Below are 16,272 nucleotides of genomic sequence, written 5' to 3' on the forward strand. Positions count from 1 at the left end.
GGCCAACGGGTGGCGTTTGCGCGAACGCAACAGGCTTACTGCGTGCGGCGCCGTTGCTTGAGCAGGAAGCGGCCGGGGTCGAGGGCTTCGACCAGCGTGGTTTCCAGCGGCGGCGGGGTGTTTTCCAATTGGGAGACCAGCAGCTCCGCCATCAGGGGGGCCCAGATCAGGCCGCGCGAGGCGTAGCCGAGCAGGCAGTGCAGGCCGGGGTGGCGCGGCACGTCGCGCAGTCGTTCGAGGCGGCCGGCGGAGGGGTAGTCGGGCAGCGCGCCGGCCAGCGGCAAGCGGTCCGGCGCGGCGCAGCGGAAGCCGACCCGGCCCGCCAGCGGCGCGGTCGCGGCCAACGCCGCCACCTCGGCGCCGGGGATGATCTCGGCCAGGCGGCTCAGGTTTTCCAGCTGGCTGCTGGCGCGCAGGGCGGGATCGTCGTCGTTGTCGTAGGTCGCGCCGGCGCTGACGATGCCGTTGGCCGCCGGCGTCACATACGCCTCGCGGCAGACGACCAGCGACAACTGCGGCGGCGCGGCGAAAGGCGTGTCGGCAACGGTCGGTAGCGTGTCGGCAGCGGTGGCGTGCGTCGCCTGCGAGGCGGCGGCGGCGGCGATAGCGACGTGCGTCGCCTGCGAGGCGGCGGCAGCGGTAGCGGCGTGCGTCGCCTGCGAGGCGGCGGCAGCGGTAGCGGCGTGCGTCGCGTGCGGGGCGGCAGCAGCAGCAGCGGCATGCGTTGCGTGCGGGGCGGCGGCGGCGGCAGCAGCGGCGTGCGTCGCGTGCGGGGTGGCGGCGGCGGCAGCAGCGGCGTGCGTCGCGTGCGGGGGGGCGGCGGCGTTGGGGCGCAGCGTTGCGGGGACATCGCTCTCGCCGACCGCCAGGTGTGTCACTTGGCCGCGCAGCGCGGACAGCGGCAGCTCGGCGGTTTGGGCGATGCGAACCGCGCTGGTCCCGCTGGCCAGCACCACGGTCGGCGCCTGCGCGATCAAGGCTCCGTCATCGCCGCGCACCTGCCACTCGCCGCGCCGGCCCGTCGCGCCGAGTGGCACCGCGTCGCCGGTCGTTTGCGCTTCGCCGGACGTTTGCGCCTCGCCGGACATTTGCGCGTCGTCGACCACGCGTTGCAAAACCATCGCTTCGGTGCCGAACACGCGCCGCAAGCGCTCGCCACACGCGGCAAGCATCGCCTCGCACAAAGACGCCGGCCGCACCCATCCACCCTGCTCGAACAACCATCCGCCATGCGGCGTCGGCACGCCGATCCGCGCGCCGGCCGCATCGGCATCCAGCCACCGCACATACTCCGGCGGATAGCCCCAGGCATCGACCACATCCTGCTGAACCCCGGCATGCTCACCATCCCGCGCCAACTGCAGCACGCCGCACTCGGCGCCATCGAACGCCCTGCCGACCCCACCCATGCGCCGCCACTCGCGCAACGCGAACAGATAAGCGGCGCGACTCAAGCGCGTAGGAATATTGTCATCCTTGGAAAGCAACGGCATGAAGATACCGGCCAGATTACCGGAAGCCTCCTGCGCCGGCTGCGCATGACGCTCGATCAAAGTCACCTGCCAGCCATTCGCGCACAAGCGATGCGCGGCGGCCGAACCGGCCAGGCCCGCGCCGATGACGATCGCGCGCCGCTCCGGCTGCGGCGGCACGGCCGGCTGCGGCTTGCGGCTTCGATACACCGCGCGCACATCCAGCGAGCCGGCGACCGCCGTGCAGACAAAGCCCGCCGCCGTCAGCGCCCAAACCAAGCCTTCGTCCGGCGCCCGCGCGCACAAGGTAGCACCTTGCAGCGCCAGCTTGGCCAGCGCACGCGCCATCGATGGCGCAGTGGCGGCATCGATATAAAACTCGTCCACGCGCGCATCGACCTGCGGCAGCACCGCCTCCAGCGCGCCGACCAGCAGATCGAGCACCACCCGGCCGTCGTCCAGCACGATGCGGTGAAATCCCGGAACATCCAGAGGCCACATGGCGCGCAGACCAGGATCGTCGACCGCCGGCACATGCGGCGCGATGCCAAGATAGTGCAGACGCCCGCCACGCGCGCGTTCGCCCAGGAACCGCCCGACACCGAAACCGGTATCGAGCACCACGCGCCGCGTATTCACTTGCGCGCCTTTTTGCAGAAGCACGCCGGATCATGATCGTCGATGACGCCCACGCCCTGCAGGTAGGCATACACGATCGTCGAGCCGACGAACTTGAACCCCAGCTTCAACAGATCCTTCGAGATCCGGTCCGACAGCTCCGTCTTGGCCGGACGCGGCCCCTTGCCGTTGACGATAGGCTTGCCGCCGACATAGGACCACAGCAGCTTATCCAGACTGCCGCCGCCGTCGAGTAGCCGCAAATAGGCCTGCGCGTTGGTGATCGCCGCCGCCACCTTCAAGCGATTGCGCACGATGCCCGCGTTGCCGAGCAACTCCGCCACCTTGTCCGCATCGTAGGCCGCGATCTTCTTCGCATCCCACTGATCGAAGGCGGCGCGATAGTTCTCGCGCTTATTGAGGATGGTCTCCCAGCTCAAGCCAGCCTGCGCACCTTCGAGATTCAGCATCTCGAACAAGCGGCGCTCGTCATGGCAAGGCACGCCCCACTCGTTGTCGTGATATGCCAGGTACAGGGGATTGAGCGGATTGGCCCAGGTGCAGCGAATTTTTTCAGTCATGGTCAGCTGATTTCAAGGTCGCTGGACAAACCGACGCGGCGACGCTCGCCGCCCAGCACCAGCGGTCCGGTCAGATTGGTCAGCAGCCGCACCTCGCCGTCGGCCACCGACTGGTCCAGCTGCTGCATCAGGCGCGGGAAGATGCCATCCTCCCGCGTCGCCTTGGTGCTGTACAGCGCCGCCCACGCGTTGCGGCCGGAACGCTTGGCGACGTACAGACCCTGGTCGGCCAGCTCCACCACCTGCGACCATGAGAGCAAACGCGGTTGCTCCGGCATGAACGGGAAACAGGCGAAGCCGATCGAGCAGGTCTTGTTCAGCCGCACGCCGTCCGGCAGTTCGAACGCGCGTTCCGCCACGGCGCGGCGCATGCGCTCCGCCACCAGATGCGCATCGTCGCGATGGGTGGCGCGCGCCAGCACCAGGAATTCCTCGCCGCCCCAGCGGATCACATAATCCGATTCGCGGAACACCTCGCGCAGCCGCTCCTGCATCTGCACCAGCACCACGTCGCCGGCGGCGTGGCCGTAGCGGTCGTTGACTTCCTTGAAGTGGTCCAGGTCGACCATGAAGAACACCAGGTCCTTCGGCATGTGGATATCGCATTCGGTCAGCTCGCGATGCTGGCCGGCGTCGTAACCGCGCAAGCTCATGGCCACGTCGGCATCGACGTTCTGCAGGAAGAAACGGCGGTTGCGCAAGCCGGTCAGCTGGTCGGTCAGACTGACCTCCTCCAGCGCCTTGTAGGCCTGCTCCAGCTCCAGGTTCTTCTCCAGCAGCTGGTTCTGCGTCGCCGCCACCTGGCGATAGGCGCTGGCGTTGTCCAGCGCGATCGCACCGTAGGCGCACAGCGTGCGGAAGATCAGCCGTTCGCGCTCGCCGTAGGCGCGCGCGTGCAGCGACTGCACCGTCATCACGCCCAGCACGCGCTGGCCCACGCGCAGCGGCGCGAACAACAGGCTCAAGGTCGGCAGCGTGCCAGGGATCAGGTTCGGCGTCACGCCCTCCTCATCGAGCTCGATGAAGATCTCGCGCCGCTCGCGCACGCAGCGCGCCGAATTGGCGTTGGGGTCGGAGGCCGGTACCCGCACCGCCTGCAAGGGCTTGCCCGCCTCGACGCCGAAGGCGCAGACCAGCGTCTGGCCGTCCGGCTCCAGCAGGAACACGGAAAAGTGCGTCGCGTCGAGCAGGCCGTGGACGTGGCGGTCCAGCGCGCGGAACACCGCCGCCGCATCGAGATGGGCGGTGATCTCCTGGCCGATCGCGCTCAAGTGCTCCAGCGTGGCGCTGGTCTGCTGCAGCACCTCGGCGCGCTGCGCCTCGGCGGCGGCCAGCTGGCGGTGGTGCTCGCCCTCGGTCTGCGCGCGCTCGGTCTGGTACTGCACCTGCATCGCGATGGCGCGGTTGGTGGCTTGCTGGCTGTGCGTCAGATCGCGCGAGGCGCCGGCGCGCAAGGCGATCGAATAGGCGCGTTCGTAATCGCCGATGGCGGCGTACTCGCGCGCCGTGGCGTCGAGCAGCGCGCCGGGCACGGTGTAGCCCTCGATGGTGGCGGCGATCTCCAGCGCCAGCAGCAGATAATGCAGCACCGCGTTGGGCGCGACCATCAGCTCCGGGCCGGGCAGCTGGTGGCGCGCGTGGATGTCGGCCAGCACGTTGAGCGCCGCGATCTGGCTCGACGCGTCGCCATGCTCGCGCGCCAGCGCCAGCGCGCCCTCGGCGGCGGCCAGCGCATCGGCCGGCCGCGCCAGATGCGACAGCGCGTGCGCCTGGCCGCGCCGCGCGCTGCTCTGGAAATCGTTCTGGCACAGCGCGTCGCCGCGCGCGGCCAGGCGGGTGAAGCTTTCCAGCGCGGCGGCGTGGTTGCCCAGGTCCAGCGCCAGGTCGCCCTGGTATTCCAGCGCCACCGCGTAGGCGCGCGAACCGGACAACGGCGACAAGGTCGCCAGCGCCTCGCGCAGCAGGCTTTGCGCCGCCTCGCGCTGGCCCAGCTGGCGCAGCGTTTCGGCGGTCTGCATCAGGCACATGCCGATGCTCAGCGGCCAGCCGGTCGGGCGCGCCAGATCCAGGCCGCGCTGCATCCAGTCCAGCGCCGCCTCGTGCGCGTTCAGATTGGTGAAGCCGTTGCCGATGTTGGTGGCGACGATGATGGCGCGGCGGATCTGGCCGGTGGCCAGCGCGGTCTCGAAGCTGAGCATCAGGTGGCCGATGGCGCGGCCGTATTCGCTGCGCTGGAAGGCGCAGGTGCCGAAGTAGTCGCTGATCCAGCCGGCGGCGATCACCGGCGCGCCGCTCAGGTCGGCGTCGAAGCGGCCGCTCCATTGCTGTTGCGCCGCCTGCCAGTCGCTGAAGGCGTCGCAGATGCCGGCGGCGGCGTCGATGACGTCGATCCGCACCGGGTCGGCGGCCGCGCGCGCGGCGGCGGCGGCCTGTTCGAGCCAGTCGTCGCCGGCGGCGCTGTTGCCGCCGTCGTTGGACGTCCAGGCCATCACCCAGCAGGCGTCGACGCGGCAAGCGGCGGCGGCGGCGCCGTCCCCCACCTGGCGGCACAGTTGCAGCGCTTGTCCCGCCTGGTGTTGGGCGGCGTCGAGTTCGCCGCGCAGCCAGGCGGATTCGGCGCTGGTCAGCAGCGCGCGGGCGCGCAGCAGATCGGCCTCGGCGGGCGCCAGCAGCGACAACAACGGCGTCACCTCGGCCCACAGACGCTGCGCGCGCAGCGGGTCGCGCTGGCGCGTGTGCCAGGCTAGCGCCGCCAGCAACGGCACGCGTGCCGCACCCTGCGTTTCCGGCAACGCCGCATCCCACCGCGCCAGCTCTTCGTCGAGCGCAAACATGTCCACCAAATGACTTCCTTCTGCTGTGTGCTTCGTCAACGCTTGCTGCGCTGCTACAGCATTATTCCACAGTTTACGGGCGGCATTACAACCGACTTTTAAGTGACTGAAAGTAAAGAGAATTTATTTCACTACGGAATTAATTTGATGTATTAAACATCATCATGATGCCTAGTCGGTAACCATCACCTGAACTTTTTGCAGGTGATGGTCGATGGTCGGCTGCAGCTTGGCGGCCAGCGCCTTGACGTCGGGATCGGCGGCTTTTTTCTGCGCCTCGACCACCTGTTGATACGCCGCCTTGTGGTCGCTGACGCCGGCGTTGGCCAGGTAGACCTTGTCGAAGGCGGCGCCGCTCAGCTTGTCGAGCCTGGCCGCCATTTTCTTGTGTTTGGCGTCGGGCTCGGTCGGCAACGTGAAATTCTTGCTTTGCGCCACTTCCTGCACCGCCTGCAAGCCTTTGGTGTGGTCGTCCACCATCTGCTGGGCGAAGGCCTTCACATCCTGCGTGGTGGAGCGCTTCAGCGCGATATGGCCGGCGGCCACCTCCGCCATATTGGCCTGGGCCAGCGCGCGCAGGATCTTCTGGTCGCCCCGGCTCAGGCCTTGGGCATGCGCCGCCGTGGCGCCCAGCAGCGCCAGCGCCAGCGCGATGCCGCGCAGTGTCTTATTGTTCATGTGAATCTCCTGTCATCGTTGCGGAAGCAAATTCTACGGACGATGACAGAAGCCGGACGCACCTTACGGCTGGACAATAGCGCGTCCGGTCAAGCTCCCTGTCAGCAAGCGTGCTTGCTGATCTCGATCAGGCGGGTGCGCATGACGTCGGTGGCGGCCGGTCCCGGCGCGAACATATAGTCCTCGTCGTTGATGGCCAGGCCGCTGTTGGCGTCGACCAGCACCTGGTCGGCCGGCTTGCCGGTCTCGCGGCTCACCACCAGCAGGCTCGCGCCTTCGGGCGCCAGGTGGTCGTTGCCCCAGGCGATGAAGGCCAGCAGCACCGGTTTGAAGTCGCGCCCGGACTTGGTCAGCAGATATTCATAGCGCGGTGGACGGGCGCTGTACTGGCGCCGCTCCATCAGGCCGCCCTCGACCAGCCCGGCCAGGCGGCGGGTCAACATATTAGGGGCGATCTTCAGGCTCTTTTCGAACTCGTCGAAGCGCGATAGGCCATAGAAAGCGTCGCGCAGGATCAGGATACTCCACCACTCGCCAACTTTGCCAAGGCTGCGGGCGATGGGGCAAGGCATGCGGCCAAAATCGGTATGTTTCATTTTTGAACTCCTTGATTCCAGGGTTATCTAACAAAAATCAGCGAAAACGGACTGCGTCAAACCGGGTGACTTGCATGTTAGGTGCAAGAATGTGTGACTTTTGTGGGTGATGTCACCGCTGTGACAATGTGTGTATATTCATGCGTCAATTTCATCTCCTTTTTTGCGCCGGAACCGGCGACATTTCTCCTATGAAAAACCCATTTTTTCGACCCCATTTTCAGACGCGAAAAAGGGCCAAAAAACCACACTAAAAACTCTCCAAAAATCACTATATTTCCACAGGCCAATTTCCGTGTAATATGTGAACATTCGCGAGAATGTTGATCCACGGTAAAATTCTTCCTGTAGATCAATTCGCGAACCTGGTGGCTACCACACAGGAATCCGGATTTGATAAAAAGTCTCTGGATCCCCGTAGCCATCGCTTGATTGCTGCGCACCTCAAAAACGTGTGTGAAAAATGAAAAATACTGTTAAAGCCATTGCCCTCGTTCTGTTCAGCCTGCCTTTGATCGCCAGCGCCGCTGGTAAAGTCGCGACCGGTTCGATGCAAGTGAGCTTCGTGGTCAAAGAGTCCTGCACCGTGCAGGCGACCACCACCACCGCCGCCAAGACCCCGGCCGTGGCCTGCCAGCTCAACACCCCGTATCAAATGACCCGCAGCGCCGACAAGGCCGCCGCCAGCTCCAGCGACACCGCCATGGCGATCCGCCCTGAATCCGGCGCCCAGGACTGGACCATCACCTTCTAAGCACCACCCCGCCGCACCGCGCGCGCGGCCACGCCGCCGCGCCCACACTCCCCCTCAGAACGACACCGTGGCCGTAATCGTGTCCTTGTAGTCGCCCGGCGACGGCGTGGCCTGCGACGGCACCAGGCCGTACACGGTCTGGTTGTAGGTCGTGCCATCCCCGGTGCCGCTCAGCGCCACCGTGCCGCCGGTGCCGTCGCCCAGGCTGGCCCCATTCAATGTGTTGGATATCTGGTAGGACACCGTCTCCGCGGTGCCGGTGTTTTTCATCTTGCGCGCGGTCATGGTGCCGTTGGCGCCCGCCGAGAACGCGATCTTGTAGGCGGTGTTCTTGCTGCACTGGATGCTCATGCTGGACGTGGTGCTCACCGCGCTGTTCAGCAGATTACTGTTGGGGAAGACCAGGCTGCCGACATTGATGTTGCAGTCGTTAATGACATTGGCGCGCACCTGGAACGGCATCGCCACCGAGGTCCCCAGCGTGCAGTCGCCCAGGCCGGTCAGGAAGAAGATATAGCGCATCAGCACGCTGCCGGCGCCGAAGTTCGACGTGAAGCTCAGGTTGTCCGGTCCGACGTCGAGCCCCGCCAGCGTGCTGTCCGCGTTGAGCTTGCCGAACAGGTTGACGTCCTGCACCAGCGAACCGACCCCGCCGGTCTTGGTCAGATTGAAGGTGATCAGGTTGGACGGGGTGCCGGTGCCGGCCCAGCCGCCCCAGATCTTCGCCGCCGAATAGCTGGCGTCGGTGTAGAGGTTGTAGTTGACCGCCTTGCTGCCGTTGCCCAACTGCCGCGGCGCGGTGACGGTGGCCGATGAATTCGATCCGCCGCCCAGGTACAGGCACACGGTGGCGTTGGGGAACAGCAGCCCGGCGACGAAACTGGTCCAGGTGCAGGTGACCTTGAAGTTGGCGCTGGCATAGACATCGGTGCTGGAGATCGAGCTCACGGTGGGAAACACGATGTCGCTCTGCGCCACCGTGCAGCTGTCGGCGCGCGCCTGGCCGCACAGCAGCGCCAGCAGCAAACCCAGCGCCGGCATCCAGCGCCGCGCCAGGCGGGAAAAGATCGCGTTGATCATTGCACGCTCCTGCAAATAAATGGACCGATGGTCGGCATCGCGTCGCCCTTGACCGCCACATACGGGAACTCGACGATGCAGGCGACGCCGCCGACGTTCAGCCGCAGGCGGTTCAACGGCGCCAGGTGGTCGACGAAGGTGACTCCGTCGAAGCCGACCACGGTGAGGCCGCCGCTCTGTTCGTGCAGCACTTCGATGCCGGCCGCCAGCGGCTTGCCGTCGGCGCCGTGCAGCACCACGCTGGCCGCCTCGTAGTGCTCCACCGAGAACCGCGCCAGCACCCCCGACAACCGCGCCGGCACCACCGACTGGCTGGTGCTGGAGATGCGGGCGTCGAGCGGCAGCGACGAGGTGTCGATGGCGACCTGGTTGGCCAGGTAGGGATTCAGGTTGGGCACCAGCAGGTAACCGCTGCTGCTGGTCTTGCCGATGACGCGGTTTTCCTGCAGCACCGGCACGCCGCCGACGCCGTCGGTCGACACCAGCGCGAAGCCGGCGCCGACCTGGCGCGCCGCGTGCACCCCGCCGTCCATCAGCACCAGCGCGCCCGCCACGTCCACCGAGGTGGCGCGGGTGCCGGCGTTTTCCACCGTCAGCGCGGTGACCTGGCCGTAGTTGCCCAGATAAGTGGCCTGCGCCTGGCGCAGCGGCGTGCCGTTGGTGTCCATCGATTGCAGGCCCCAGCCGAAGCCGCCGCCGTAGTCGGCCGAGCGCTGCAGGGTCAGGCTGGTGCTGCGCACGCCGTTCTGGCGGCTGCTGCTGGCGTTGGCGGAAATGCGGTCGCCGAACGAGCCGCTGAGACTGAAGAACACGCCGCGCGCATTGTCGTCGCGCAGATCGCGGAAGGCGCTGGCGCTCAGGTACAGTCCCAGCCCCAGGCTGGCCGAATACGACAGCGCGGCGATGCGGGCCGGCGGCACCAGCGGGGCGCGGAAATTGACCATGCTCAGGCCGATGCCCTGGCCGCCGAACAGCGACAGGTTGAAGTTGATGCGGTCGCTGGCCAGCGTGCCGCCGCCGCTGTCGCGCGTGCCGAGGTCGCTGTAGCGCGGGGTCGCGCGCTGCGACGACAGGTCGATGCTGAAGCGCGGACTCAGGTATTGATAGCCGAGCGTCGCCTGTCCGCCCCGGCCCCGGCCGCCGCTGCCGGCCACCGAGGCGCTGACCACACCCACCTGCCCCATCCGCAGCAGCGCGCCGACGCCGCCGTTGGCCACGCCGTTGCCGGCCTCGCCGTGCGTCTCCAGGGTCAGGTTGTCGGTGATGCCGCGCCGCAGCGAGCCGCTGACCGCCGGCGTGCGCTGGTAGCCGAAGGAATCGGTGGTGTAGCCCTTGCGCAGCACGCCCAGCTCGACCGAATAATCGACCAGGCCCTCGGCCAGCATGCGGGTGTCGACGTACAGCGGCACCGTGGTCGAGACCGCGCGGCCGGCGGCGTCGCGCGTCACCAGCGTGGCCTGGCCGGCGCCGTTGATGCCGGACACCTGGTTGATGACGAAGGGACCGGACGGCACCGCCGTCTCGACCTGGCGCGCGCCGTTGATGTACAGGCTGACCGCGCTCGGCACCACCGCCGAACCGGCCAGCGTGGCGGCCGGGAAGGTCAGCAGGTCGGGCCGCAGGTCGAAGCTCTTGCGCCATTGCACGCCGCCCATGCGCAGCGAACGGGTCCAGGTCAGCGAGGACGAAATCAGATCGCCGACCTGCCAGGTTTCCAGCGTGTCGGGATCGGAGTGCACCCAGGCGGTGTCGAAGCGGATGTATTCCTTGCGCTGGCTGCTGTAATTGAACACGCCGGTGCTGGTGAGCACGCCGCCGGCGTTGAAGTAGCGTATTTCGTTGGCCACCGAGGTGCTGGCGTCCCTGCCGAAGCGGGTGAAGGCGTCGTAGTTGACGACCGCGCCGGGGGTGACCACCGCCGGCCGGGTCTGGCGCACCGCGCGCCCGGACAAGGCCACCGGCGCGCGCAGCGCGTCGGCCAGCCGCAGCGCGATGCTCTGCCGCGCCGCGTCGTAGGAATACACCAGGCCCTTGACCTGGTCGAGGTCGAACTCGTCCCGGCCCTCGACGCCGAACAGCTTCGGGTCCAGTTCCAGATCGCGCAGGTTCTGCACGCTGCTGCGCAAACCCGAGGTCTTACCTTGGGTAAACCTCAGTATCAGGCCTGTCGCTTCGCCGTTCAAGGTTACCTCCAGAAAAAGCTCTTCGTCCTGCGGCGGCGCCACCACCGGCGTTTGCCCGTGGGCGACCGCCATGGCGACCCATGTCAACAACGTCAGGTAAATCAACCGGCTCCACATCCCGGTCTATTCCACCTTGGCCACGGTGCTGGCGCTCGCCGGGCGCGAATTGATGTTGGCTTTCACCGCCAGCACCCCGTTCAGATCCGACTCGTCCGGCGTCGGCAGGCGCCACTCGCGCACCCGGCCGGCCAGCACATAGCCGAACAATCCCGACGCGATGACGAACTGCTTGCCGGCGGCGTTGCTTAATTCCAACGCCCCGATCTGCGCCCGCTGGTTACCGCTGTTGCGGACTCGCAACATCCAATGGCCGTCTTTTTTGCCGACCGCCCAGACCAGCGCCGGCACACCGCGATCGTCGGCCGGCAGCACGAACATCGGCACCGAATAGCGCAGGCGGATATCGACGCCGGTGGCGGGGCCGTTCTCGTCCTTGGGGATCTCGTCGATCAGGATGCGGTAGCACAGTTCGGCGCCGGGCAATTGCTCGCTGCGCCGGACCAGGCGAATGATCTGGCTGCTCTTGGCGCCGATCTGGATGATCGGCGGGCTGGCCACCACGTCCTGGGTCGGCGTCAGCACGTCGTCGCCATCCTTTTGTTCCCACAGGTAGACGCGGACCTGGCCGTAAACCGGCGCCTCGCCCAGGTTTTGCAGGTTGATGCCGGTGGCGCCCTGCCCCGGGCGCAGATTGATCATGACCGGCGAGATCTGCAGGTTGGCCGCCCAGGCCTGAAGCGCCGGCAACGCCAGCATGCAAGCGACGATCCAGTGCAGGGCGAGGCCCGGTTTGCGCGCTTGTATGCCAGCCATTCAACCTCCAGGAAAACATCGGGATGTTCTTAACATTGCTCCCACTCAACAGTCGAGTCATTATTCCTGATCTAAAAAATCCTTGCTTTTGCTACAAGCGACAGAAGTTCGTTACGAGTAGAAAACTATCAAAAAAATTTGAAAGATAGGCATAATACGCAACAGGGCGTGATAAAACTTTATCAACCATGTTTCAAGGGCCGAGCCATGCCGACCACCCTGGACCGCAACCAGCGTAAGATTTTGATCGTGGACGATTCCGCGTTCGAGCAGCGCGTGCTGGTGGATCTGTTGAGCGAACTGCCCTATAAGGTATCGGTCGCCTTCAACGGCCTGCAGGGCTACCAGCTGGCCCTGGCCCAGCATCCCGACCTGATCCTGCTCGACGTGCGCATGCCGAATATGGACGGCTACACCGCCTGCCGCCTGCTCAAGGCCAACCCCGCCACGCAAGACATTCCAGTGATCTTCCTCAGCGGCGCCGACGCCGACGAGGAGCGCATCATGGGCCTGTCGATCGGCGGCGTCGACTATGTCTCCAAGCCGTTCTCGCCGGGCGAACTGGCGGCGCGCATCCAGGTGCATCTGAATTTGACGCGGCGCCAGCAGCCGCAGGCCGACGCCGCCGCGCCGCCGCCGGAAGCGGACAACGATCCGGACGCGGTCATCGTCAGCGCCGTCAAGCGGCTGGTGGCGGACAACCTGGCCTCGCTGCCCGGGCTGGCGGAGATCGCCCGCAGCGTCGGCACCTACCGGGAAAAACTGTCGCAGGTGTTCCGCGAACAGACTGGCATGACGGTGTTCGGCTATGTGCGCGAGGAGCGCATCCGGCGCGGCGAAGAATTACTCAAGGAAACCGATATCGACGTGCAGGACATCGCGCTGCTGATCGGCTTCAACAACGCCGGCAACTTCGCCACCGCCTTCCGCGAGCGCATGGGCGTCACGCCCAGCGCCTACCGCCAGGGCATCCAGCACAAAAAGATCAGTCCCGGCTAGACGGCCGGCTGGGCCCGCATCTGGCGGCGCCAGAAAAACCACGACAGCAGCGCGTTGACCCAGTAGCCGGCATACAGCACGGCGGTCAGGTGCAGGCCGCGGCTGGCGTACAGCGGCACCGAGATGCTGTTGACCAGCAGCCAGAACGGCCAGGTGTCGACCCGCCGCCCCATCAGCAGCAATTGCGCGACCACACTGAACATCAGCACGCCCGAATCGATGAACGGCGCGTAGGCGTTGGTGTAGGCCTGCAACATCAAGCCATAGCCGGCGGTGGCGAGCGCGCCGATGCCGACCATCCACGCCAGCGCGCCGAAGCGCGCGCGCGCGATCGGCAGCGGCGCGCCGCCGGCGCCACGGCGCCATTGCAGCCAGCCGATGATGCAGGTGATGATGAAGAACAGTTGCAGCGCGACGTCGGCGTACAGGTTGACGCTGTAGAACAGCGCGCCGAACATGGCGCAGCCGATGATGCCCAGCCACCACGAATGCAGACTGTTGCGCCCGGCGAGAACGATGGAAACGGCCATGACGGCGTTGGCGGCGATTTCCAGGGCTGAAGTCAAGACGGCATCCTTGCGGTGATTGGAGCTCCTATTATGCCAAGGAAAGCTGCAGCTCGGCGATATTGATCGGCTTGACCAGGTGGGCGGCGAAGCCGGCCTCGCGGCTGCGCGACTTGTCGTTCTCCTGGCCGTAGCCGGACAGCGCCAGCAGCTTCAGCGCGGCGCCGCCGGGCAGCGTGCGCAGCACCCCGGCCAGCTCGAAGCCGTCCATGCCCGGCAGGCCGATGTCGAGAATGGCCACCTCCGGCATCGCGCCCGAGGCCAGCGCGATCGCCTGCGCCGGATCGTAGGCCACCGTGGCCTGGTAGCCCAGCGCACCCAGCAGTTCGCTGAGCGAATCGGCGGCGTCCTGGTTGTCGTCGACCACCAGCACCCGGACCTCGCCCGCCGCCAGCGGCACGGCCGACGGCGGCTGCGCCGTGGCCGCCGTCGGCGCCGGCACCACGTCCGGCAACGTGATGGTGAAGGTGCTGCCGCGTCCTTCGCCGGCGCTGTAGGCGCTGGCCTCGCCGCCGTGCATCCGCACCAGGTTGCGCACCAGCGCCAGCCCGATGCCGAGCCCGCCCTTGGCGCGGTCCAGCTGGCGGTCGCCCTGCACGAACAGGTCGAAGATATGCGGCAGCAGCGCCGGCGCAATGCCGTTGCCGTCGTCGGTGACCTGGATCCGCAGCGCGTCGCCGGTGACGCGGGTGGCCAGCGTAACATGGCCGCCGGCCGGCGTGTAGCGCGCCGCGTTGCTCAGCAGGTTGGACACCACCTGCGCCAGGCGCGCCGGATCGCCGTGCCAGCGCACGTCCGCCACGTCGACCAGCAGGCGGTGCCGCTTTTGCTCCAGCAGCGGGCTGGCCATCTCGATCGCCTTGTCCATCACCTCGGCCAGCGCCACGGTTTCCTTGCGCAGCTCGACCTTGCCGCTGGCGATGCGCGACACGTCCAGCAGATCGTCCACCAGCCGCACCAGGTGGTCGACCTGGCGCTGGATCACCGCCTGCTCGTGCGCGGTGTCGCCGCCGTCGCCGCGCAGCTTCATCAGCTTGAGCGCGGTGACGATCGGCGCCAGCGGATTGCGCAGCTCGTGGCCCAGCATGGCGAGGAATTCATCCTTGGTGCGCGACGACAGGTTCAGGTCGAGGTTCAGCCGTTCGCTCTCGGCCATCGCCTCGGCCAGCGCGCGGTCGCTTTCGAGCCGGCTCAGCGTGGCGCACACGGCGGCCGTGAACTGTTCCAGGAAGGCGCGGTAGGACTGGTCGAGCGGCAACTGCGGCGACACCTGGAAGGCCAGCGTCAGATCGGCGCACAGATGCAGCTCGGCGCCGCGGATCAGCACGCTGTCGGCGCCGGCATCGGCATCGGCATCGGCCGCCTGCGCGCCGCGCAACAGCCGCACCCGCGGCAGGTCGGCCGGATTGTCGCGCGTCGACTGGGCCACGCTGTCGCGCACATCCTGTTCGCTTCGGCAGCCGGGCAGCCGGCGCGCCAGCAGGTCCAGCGTGCGGCGGCGGCGCTCGGCCAGCACCTGGGCCGTGGTCTCGGTGCACACCACCAGCACCCCGCCGACCCGGTCGTCCTCGTCGAACACCGGGGTATAGGTGTAGCTCCAGTAGACGTCCTCGATGCGGCCGTTGCGCCGGATCGGCACCAGGTTGTCGGCATACCAGCGCGGTTCGCCGCCGTTGCGCACGTCCTCGATCTGCGGGCCGATGATGGACCAGATCTCCGGCCAGCATTCGCGCCCGTCCTGCCCCAGCGAGGCCGGATGCTTGCCGACGCCGAAGCACGGCACGTAGGCGTCGTTGTAGATCTGCGTCAGCTGCTCGCCCCACCACAGGAACATCGGATGCGCCGAATGCAGCACCAGGCCGACCGCGGTGCGCAGCGCCACCGGCCAGTCGGCGATGGCGCCCAGCGGCGTGCGCTCCCAGCGGAACGCCCGCACCAGCTCGCGCATCGGCGTGCCGCAGCCGATGAAGCGCAAGGCGTCCTCGCGCGCGGTGGGATAGGCAAGCGATGTGAGCGAAGAAGGCGGCATGACGATTCCAGGACCAGAAACGCAAATAGTAGCAACTGTAGCGTATCGCGGCGCACAATAGTGCTACTTGCTCACCGTGCGCACGTGCTTGACAATCCCGTCCTATCTGGCAAATTGTAGCCATAGATCAATGAGGGATTTCGCCATGCAAGCGCGTCATGTTTTCACCGCCATCGTGTTGATGGTGGCGGTCCAGGCGCGGGGCTGCGAGTTGCGCATGGCGATGGACCAGTGGCCACCGTATATTTTCCGTCAGGCGGGTGGCGCGCCGTCGGGGCTGGACATGGAGCTGGCGCAAGCCATCGTCAAGGAAGCCGGCTGCACGCTGCGGCTGCTGCCGGAGTTGCCGCCCTCGCGCCGCCAGGTGCTGTTCGAACAGGGCGGCATCGACCTGCTGTTGGCCGCCTCGACCACGCCGGAACGACGAGCCTACGCCCGCTTCAGCATCCCCTACCGCCACGAGTCGGTCGGCCTGTTCACCCGCACCAGCCTGCTGCCGCGCTACCAGGCCATCACCAGCCTGGACGCGCTGCTCAAGCGCAAGCTGCCGCTGCTGGCGCCCAAGGTCGGCTGGTACGGCGCCGGCTATGCGCGGCTGCAGCCGACGCTGGCGGCGCGCGGCCAACTCAGCACCTTCAGCAGTTTCCAGCAGGGCTTGCGCATGCTGGACGCCGGCCGCGCCGACCTGATCATCGGCGACCGCGCCGCGCTACGCCACGAAGCGCGGCGGCAAGGCGTCGCCATCAGCGCGCTGCCGCTGGCGCTGGTGCTGCACGCGCCGGTGCACCTGATGCTCAACAAACGCAGCACCAGCCAGGCCGACCTGGACCGCATCGACGCCGCCATCGGCCGGCTGGAGCGCCAGGGCGCACTGAGCCAGATCCGCCGCCGCTACGACGAACTGTAGTAACTCCGCAACGCCGGCGGTGCCTCCACACTGCCAATAAATCAACTCGCTGACTGTTTCCCACGCCCCGGTTTTTCCTGCGTTGAACGCGCTTATGATCGG

General features: G+C 67.0%; 13 protein-coding genes. 3 read left to right on the plus strand and 10 right to left on the minus strand.

The window, feature by feature from the left end:
- Positions 1-35 precede the first annotated feature (35 nt).
- From mnmC1 to GW587_RS01145, 5 genes are all read right to left on the minus strand, one after another.
- Positions 36-2,135: an FAD-dependent 5-carboxymethylaminomethyl-2-thiouridine(34) oxidoreductase MnmC1 gene (gene mnmC1, locus GW587_RS31125; protein ID WP_371875529.1), complete on the minus strand. Its 2,100-nt coding sequence runs from the start codon at positions 2,133-2,135 to the stop codon at positions 36-38.
- Positions 2,108-2,671 (minus strand): DNA-3-methyladenine glycosylase I, encoded by a 564-nt coding sequence (locus GW587_RS01130; protein ID WP_166097556.1) that lies wholly within the window; start codon positions 2,669-2,671, stop codon positions 2,108-2,110. The genes mnmC1 and GW587_RS01130 overlap by 28 nt, the downstream gene beginning before the upstream one ends.
- Positions 2,672-2,673: 2 nt before the next feature.
- Positions 2,674-5,505 carry a GGDEF domain-containing protein gene (locus GW587_RS01135; RefSeq protein WP_166099035.1) on the minus strand — a complete coding sequence of 944 codons (2,832 nt, stop codon included), beginning with the start codon at positions 5,503-5,505 and terminating at the stop codon, positions 2,674-2,676.
- Positions 5,506-5,676: 171 nt separating this feature from the next.
- Complete coding sequence (locus GW587_RS01140) at positions 5,677-6,183, minus strand: DUF4142 domain-containing protein (RefSeq protein ID WP_166097559.1); 507 nt, start codon at positions 6,181-6,183, stop codon at positions 5,677-5,679.
- A gap of 101 nt (positions 6,184-6,284) precedes the next feature.
- The gene (locus GW587_RS01145) at positions 6,285-6,779 is read right to left on the minus strand and encodes a winged helix-turn-helix transcriptional regulator (protein ID WP_166097563.1); all 495 of its coding nucleotides are present in this window, start codon (positions 6,777-6,779) and stop codon (positions 6,285-6,287) included.
- Between the two features lie 463 nt (positions 6,780-7,242).
- On the opposite strand from GW587_RS01145, the gene GW587_RS01150 reads away from it, so the two are divergent.
- The gene (locus GW587_RS01150; RefSeq protein ID WP_166097566.1) at positions 7,243-7,533 is read left to right on the plus strand and encodes a hypothetical protein; all 291 of its coding nucleotides are present in this window, start codon (positions 7,243-7,245) and stop codon (positions 7,531-7,533) included.
- 54 nt (positions 7,534-7,587) lie between these two features.
- Here the strand turns inward: GW587_RS01150 and GW587_RS01155 are convergent, their stop codons facing one another.
- From GW587_RS01155 to GW587_RS01165, 3 genes are read right to left on the minus strand one after another with little or no spacing between them, the layout of a single operon-like run.
- Positions 7,588-8,613, minus strand: a complete 1,026-nt coding sequence (locus GW587_RS01155) for a Csu type fimbrial protein (RefSeq protein WP_166097569.1) — start codon at positions 8,611-8,613, stop codon at positions 7,588-7,590.
- The gene (locus tag GW587_RS01160) at positions 8,610-10,913 is read right to left on the minus strand and encodes a fimbria/pilus outer membrane usher protein (protein ID WP_166097571.1); all 2,304 of its coding nucleotides are present in this window, start codon (positions 10,911-10,913) and stop codon (positions 8,610-8,612) included. Before GW587_RS01160 ends, GW587_RS01155 begins: the two co-directional genes overlap by 4 nt.
- A 6-nt stretch (positions 10,914-10,919) precedes the next feature.
- Positions 10,920-11,669 carry a fimbrial biogenesis chaperone gene (locus tag GW587_RS01165; protein WP_229259247.1) on the minus strand — a complete coding sequence of 250 codons (750 nt, stop codon included), beginning with the start codon at positions 11,667-11,669 and terminating at the stop codon, positions 10,920-10,922.
- A gap of 207 nt (positions 11,670-11,876) precedes the next feature.
- Here GW587_RS01165 and GW587_RS01170 point away from each other — a divergent pair, with 207 nt between their 5' ends.
- Complete coding sequence (locus GW587_RS01170; protein ID WP_166097573.1) at positions 11,877-12,668, plus strand: response regulator transcription factor; 792 nt, start codon at positions 11,877-11,879, stop codon at positions 12,666-12,668.
- Here the strand turns inward: GW587_RS01170 and pnuC are convergent.
- Both pnuC and GW587_RS01180 read right to left on the minus strand, forming a co-directional pair.
- Positions 12,665-13,234 (minus strand): nicotinamide riboside transporter PnuC, encoded by a 570-nt coding sequence (pnuC, locus tag GW587_RS01175; RefSeq protein WP_166097576.1) that lies wholly within the window; start codon positions 13,232-13,234, stop codon positions 12,665-12,667. The genes GW587_RS01170 and pnuC overlap by 4 nt on opposite strands.
- Before the next feature lie 31 nt (positions 13,235-13,265).
- Positions 13,266-15,263 (minus strand): hybrid sensor histidine kinase/response regulator, encoded by a 1,998-nt coding sequence (locus GW587_RS01180; protein WP_166097579.1) that lies wholly within the window; start codon positions 15,261-15,263, stop codon positions 13,266-13,268.
- A 145-nt stretch (positions 15,264-15,408) separates the two neighbouring features.
- On the opposite strand from GW587_RS01180, the gene GW587_RS01185 reads away from it, so the two are divergent.
- Positions 15,409-16,170 carry a substrate-binding periplasmic protein gene (locus GW587_RS01185; RefSeq protein ID WP_166097581.1) on the plus strand — a complete coding sequence of 254 codons (762 nt, stop codon included), beginning with the start codon at positions 15,409-15,411 and terminating at the stop codon, positions 16,168-16,170.
- The last annotated feature ends 102 nt before the right edge of the window (positions 16,171-16,272 follow it).

Source organism: Duganella aceris, from assembly GCF_011090165.1.
GTDB classification, from domain to species: Bacteria; Pseudomonadota; Gammaproteobacteria; order Burkholderiales; family Burkholderiaceae_D; genus Rugamonas; species Rugamonas aceris.

Bases quoted from the DNA above. Each gene is read 5' to 3' on its own strand.
- GW587_RS01130 (WP_166097556.1), bottom strand. From the start codon at position 2,671: ATGACTGAAAAAATTCGCTGCACCTGGGCCAATCCGCTCAATCCCCTG.
- GW587_RS01135 (WP_166099035.1), bottom strand. From the start codon at position 5,505: ATGTTTGCGCTCGACGAAGAGCTGGCGCGGTGGGATGCGGCGTTGCCG.
- GW587_RS01140 (WP_166097559.1), bottom strand. From the start codon at position 6,183: ATGAACAATAAGACACTGCGCGGCATCGCGCTGGCGCTGGCGCTGCTG.
- GW587_RS01145 (WP_166097563.1), bottom strand. From the start codon at position 6,779: ATGAAACATACCGATTTTGGCCGCATGCCTTGCCCCATCGCCCGCAGC.
- GW587_RS01150 (WP_166097566.1), top strand. From the start codon at position 7,243: ATGAAAAATACTGTTAAAGCCATTGCCCTCGTTCTGTTCAGCCTGCCT.
- GW587_RS01155 (WP_166097569.1), bottom strand. From the start codon at position 8,613: ATGATCAACGCGATCTTTTCCCGCCTGGCGCGGCGCTGGATGCCGGCG.
- GW587_RS01160 (WP_166097571.1), bottom strand. From the start codon at position 10,913: ATGTGGAGCCGGTTGATTTACCTGACGTTGTTGACATGGGTCGCCATG.
- GW587_RS01165 (WP_229259247.1), bottom strand. From the start codon at position 11,669: ATGGCTGGCATACAAGCGCGCAAACCGGGCCTCGCCCTGCACTGGATC.
- GW587_RS01170 (WP_166097573.1), top strand. From the start codon at position 11,877: ATGCCGACCACCCTGGACCGCAACCAGCGTAAGATTTTGATCGTGGAC.
- GW587_RS01180 (WP_166097579.1), bottom strand. From the start codon at position 15,263: ATGCCGCCTTCTTCGCTCACATCGCTTGCCTATCCCACCGCGCGCGAG.
- GW587_RS01185 (WP_166097581.1), top strand. From the start codon at position 15,409: ATGCAAGCGCGTCATGTTTTCACCGCCATCGTGTTGATGGTGGCGGTC.